The 4,916-nt window shown below is 47.2% G+C and carries 6 protein-coding genes; all 6 read right to left on the bottom strand.

What is annotated here, in order from left to right; all coding sequences use genetic code 11:
- On the bottom strand, positions 1–311 hold a 311-nt coding region (locus VK541_RS10270), incomplete at its 3' end, for a glycerate kinase (protein WP_324369685.1).
- Positions 312–314: 3 nt separating this feature from the next.
- Entirely contained in the window at positions 315–1,643 is a 1,329-nt protein-coding gene (locus VK541_RS10265; RefSeq protein WP_324369683.1) for a GntP family permease, read from the bottom strand.
- A gap of 36 nt (positions 1,644–1,679) precedes the next feature.
- Entirely contained in the window at positions 1,680–2,249 is a 570-nt protein-coding gene (locus tag VK541_RS10260) for a DUF4833 domain-containing protein (protein ID WP_324369681.1), read from the bottom strand.
- Positions 2,250–2,277: 28 nt separating this feature from the next.
- A complete protein-coding gene (locus tag VK541_RS10255; RefSeq protein ID WP_324369679.1) occupies positions 2,278–2,991 on the bottom strand; it encodes a response regulator transcription factor in 714 nt (237 codons plus the stop codon).
- Entirely contained in the window at positions 2,988–4,097 is a 1,110-nt protein-coding gene (locus VK541_RS10250) for a sensor histidine kinase (RefSeq protein WP_324369677.1), read from the bottom strand. Before VK541_RS10250 ends, VK541_RS10255 begins: the two co-directional genes overlap by 4 nt.
- Before the next feature lies 1 nt (position 4,098).
- The coding region (locus VK541_RS10245) for a DUF4249 family protein (protein ID WP_324369675.1) at positions 4,099–4,916 on the bottom strand (818 nt) is incomplete at its 5' end.

Below are 4,916 nucleotides of genomic sequence, written 5' to 3'. Positions count from 1 at the left end.
AGCTCACCGGCCCCATAAGAACTGGCCAGCAAAGGCGATAATTCGTCTGCAGACAAAAGCCGCAGACCGGATGCATCGGCCATTTCTATGACGGCTGTTTTCCCGTCTTCAATCAATCCGAAAGTGCTTTTTACCACCCTTCCCAAAGGATCACGTACGGATGTGCTCACATAAGTACCATTGAATTTTTCGATGATCAGTTTAGCCGTTCCGTCTCCCCCGTCACCAATCGGAAAACAGGTGCAATGAAAAGACGGACTGCTCCGCAGCAATCCTTTTTGAATCGCATTGGGAGCGATAAGTATGTTCATGGGCTATAATATTAAAGAAAGCAGGTATACCATTGCAAAAGAAACCAGTCCCATCCAAAGGCTCGCCACCGAATACACATTCAGCATCGGCCTCATTTCCAGCCCTGAAAACTTAGCGATGACCCAGAAATAAGCATCATTGGCATGCGAGATCATCATCGAACCGGCCCCCATACACAATACACAAAGCAACCTGCCCGTATCGTCATTCAGCCCCAGGGGAATCAACAAGGGATGAACAATAGAAGCCGCAGTAATGATCGCCACCGTTGAAGAGCCCTGCGCGGTTTTCAGCATCGAGGTAATTAAAAAAGGAAACAAGATCCCCATGGCCGACAGCGGCAACGCCCGGCTGAACTGATCCCCAATATGGGTCAGGGTCAGCACAGCCCCGAAAGCTCCTCCCGCACCAATGATGACCAGAATGCTCCCCGCCTTTTCCGCCCCGTCTCTCAGCAACACACTCACAGACTCTTTTGTCCAGTCCCTTTTACAGTTAAATGCCAGTATCACACCAATCGCCAAAGCGATCGAAGGATTTCCCAGCGACAAAAGCAGTGCGAGCCATCCCTTCGTTTCCGCATGCTCCATTTTATAAAATGAGTTCAAACCGATCAGTAAAATCGGAACAATGACCGGAAGAAATGATCGCCAGGCTGATGGAAGTATAGTCTTTTCCTCCGAAGCCGTTTCCTCCGGAACAACACTCAAAGGATACTTTTTACCTGCATATACTGCCCACAGATGACCGACAATCCCCGCAGGAATAGCGATTAAAGTCCCGATGAGCATCAGTTTACCAAAATCGGCTCCAATAACTGCCGCGGCACCGGCAGCACCCGGATGAGGCGGGATCAGACAGTGAACCGCATAAAGCCCCGTAGCCAGCGAAACCGCCATCACTACCATAGAAATACCCGTGCGTCCGGACAATGTCTTACTCAGACTGCTCAATACGATATAACCGGAATCACAGAAGATGGGCAAGCCCACGATAAATCCCGTAACGCTCATAGACACTGCCGCATTGCTTTCGCCAACTTTTCTGAGGATCACCGCAGCCATGACCTTTGTGGCACCGGTATACTCCAGCAGCACCCCGAGCGTGGTTCCCAGTATCACAATCAAGCCAAGAGATTTCATGATATTGCCAAAGCCGCTCTGTATGGCACCGACGATATCGGTTAAAGACAGCTGAACACCCAGCCCCATGATGAAGCAGGAGATCATCAGTGCAAAGAAAGCATGAACCCTGTATTTAGCAGACAGAACGATCATGACCGCAATGCTGACCAGCAGGCAAAGTAAAGTATAGATAAAAGAAAGCTCCATTCAGGCTAAATTTGGTTTTTCCTGAATAAATGTACGTTAAACTTTTATTCTCTCGGTGATTACCGTATTGCTTTCTGTGTGTAATCCCCTCAGTTCGACATACCTCACATTTGGCAGCCAGAACGAGCCGCCCTCAATGCGTACAAAGATTCGGTCCAGCAAAAGTTTCTTATTGTTTACGGTCACGTACACATGAAATTTCTTGTCGCCCTCCGAACGCTGCAGGTACAAAGCGAGCTTTTTGTGCGATACAAATCTTATTTCAAAGTGATCTTTACTGAGCTCTTTTGACTGCACGCCATAAGCAAATTTCTTCTGTACATAGCTCATGTCCTGTTTCTTGCCGCCCTCACTGTACCTGATCCAGTAACCAATGACCGGTTCCTCCCGGTCTATGGCGCCGTCCCTGATGTTCAGTTCATAAATGAGCGTGTTGAGGTTTGGATCTCTCTGCAGGTAAAACAACTGATTGACTATCCCCTTTGGAGTTGGAAATTTCAGGGGTGAGGGATTGGTCGTATCAGCTGATTGTGCCGGTACAGATAACGCAGAAAACACCAGCAGCACTACAGAAACTATAACCAAAGAGATATTTAACCTTTTCATCGACAAAAAATTTAGTCGGCAAAGGTAATCAGAAATTTCGCTGTTCGATATACCTCATTATCCCTTCTCTGTAATTTTCTGTAAAAGGCACCTCTGCACCCTCTACAAACAGCCTGTTCTTCCTTACAGAGAGGATTTTATCAAGCGCCACGATGTAAGAACGGTGTACCCTCAGAAATTTTCCGGCAGGAAGCTTTTCTTCCATGTAATGAAGACTTAGTCTGGGAATAACCGGCTTATCCCTGCCCATCTGGTATATTTTTATATAATCCTTGAGACCCTCTACATAAGTGATCTGATCGATGTCTATCCTGATCAGCGAATACTCGGAATTTACAAAAACATACTGTGACTCCGCCGGCTCAGCCGGTTGTTTTCGCTTCAGCAAATACTGGTCCCTGGCTTTCGAAACCGCTTTAAAAAACCGCTCAAATGGCACAGGCTTCATCAAATAATCCAGCACATCCAGGTTAAACGCTTCCAGTGCATAGTTTTCATAAGCAGTGACCATAATCACCATGGGCACATCGATCAACCCACCCTGCAGCAGCTGAATGCCGGATATACCCTGCATCTGTATATCCAGAAACACGAGGTCAATCGCCTCAGTCCGCAAAATTTCCATCGCCTCCAAAGCATTTTTACAGCTTCCAGCCAGCTCCAAAAACGGAATCAGTCTGATGTTGTCTGCGATCAGCTCCCGGGCCAGTCGCTCGTCATCAACTATTAAACACCTGATCATGTCAATTTCAGGGTTAATACTGCTTCAAACAATTCCTCCCCGGCATTCATCTCAAATATATGTTTTTCAGGATACAGCAGCTCCAGTCTGCGCTTCACATTTTTCAAACCTATTCCTGAATCCTCATCTTTCACATCGGCAGCAGGAGCTATCCTGTTTTCTACGCTAAAGGTCAGCAGACTATTGTCCCGGTTCATGTTTAACCTTATGCGGATATAAGGATCGTCCATACTCCCGATCCCGTGTTTAAACGCATTCTCAATAAAAGGGATCAGCAGCATGGGTTCTATTTCGTAACCATCCAGGTCCTCCGCCATTTCGACATCCAGCCTGATGTCATCGCCAAACCTCAGCGACTGCAGTTCAATATAATTCTTTAAATAAGCGACTTCCTCCGCAAGCGCTATCCGGCTTTGACTATTTTCATAAAGTACATAGCGCATCAAAGCAGAAAGCTGGATCAGCGAAGGCTCCATCAGGTCAGACTTCTTTCTGGCCAGTGCAACCAGCGAATTGAGTACATTGAACATAAAATGCGGACTGATCTGCGAGCGGAGCAATCCAAGTTCCGTTTTTAGTGTTTCCGTTTCCCGCTCTTTGCGTTGTTTTTCCTTTAAATTGTGTTCCCTGATCAGGCTGTAGCTAAAACTCACCGCTATAATGGCCAAAAAAAAGGGATACTGGACCAGCGGTGATCCCGGACCGGGAATGAGCCGTTTCATTGGAGTGCCGCCTTCCTGAGATTCCCTGTGCCTGCGCATGGCCGATAAATCAGGCCGGGACCGCATTCCAAACCTGGGCGCAGGCAGCCACTTATCGATGGCATAAGATACGCAGCACATCAGCATCAGTGCCGACAACAGCACTGTAAAAATATAAACCACCACACCCCTTCGCTTGTATACCGTATTGTACAGGAAATAAGCATTCCAGTAAAAAAGTATGATAAGCGCCAGGTTATTAAACACAATTCTGTATTTAAAAGGTCCAGCGAACCTCGGGTTGCCACTCTCCATCAGCAGCGGAAGCATGAACAGCAGCCAAAAGAAAAGGTGCATCAGCCATACGACATATTTGTTAGAACCCCAGCTGTATAAGCGCTTCATATTATTCCCTGCGAACTAAAAATGGCACGGTCAGCGTATCCATTTGTATGGCGGTAAAAATACCAAATCCGTTCTTCACATTTGTTGGCGGATTTGTTAAATTTTGTGAAGAATTACCACTGCCGTCCAGCAATTCCACATACTCCGGGTTTACCCTGGCCAGGATCACCTTATACCTGCCCAAATACCTGAAATTCATCCGCTGAATGTCTACAAACGCAGCTTGCTGGACATTCAGCTCCACACTGCCTGCGGTATCACCGGAAAAAAAACCATTTATAGGTACCTTGGTTTGCTCCATCAGCTTGAAAAATACCATATGGTTTTTCAGATCCGGATTGTTCCAGCTCAGTTTCACCGTCACAGGGTCGGCGGGCGGACTGCCAAATACCGGCTCCGGCACCACCAGTTCATCTGCCGAAGCACTGACAGGTCCCGGCTTCGCCGGCATCACCGTTGTGGCACTCACCGTCTTGCCCTCAAACTCAAAACTGAGACTATATACACCGCTGCCGCCCACAAAAGTGGTGTCTCTGAGCACATAATACCCGGCAGCATCTTCCGTCAGTACCCTGGTCAGCAAGCCATTGGAAACAGACAAGCTCAAGCCCTGTACCGGCAAACCATAAGCAGCGGTATCTGTAGGCCCTTTCTGATAAGTCACCCTCACCTTTACCTCCTTGCCGGGATACAAATATCCGGCTACCACGGGATATAGACTATACGAAAGATCCGTATCTTTTTTGCAGGAATAAAACAGCATCAGCAGCCCTGCAAAACCATACAATAGTTTAAAATATTTCCTCATTTCCATTTTAG

Source organism: Pedobacter sp. (assembly GCF_035317785.1).
Lineage (GTDB): Bacteria > Bacteroidota > Bacteroidia > Sphingobacteriales > Sphingobacteriaceae > Pedobacter.
The sequence above is the reverse complement of the archived record's forward strand: the minus strand, read 5'-3'. Positions and strand labels throughout refer to the sequence as shown.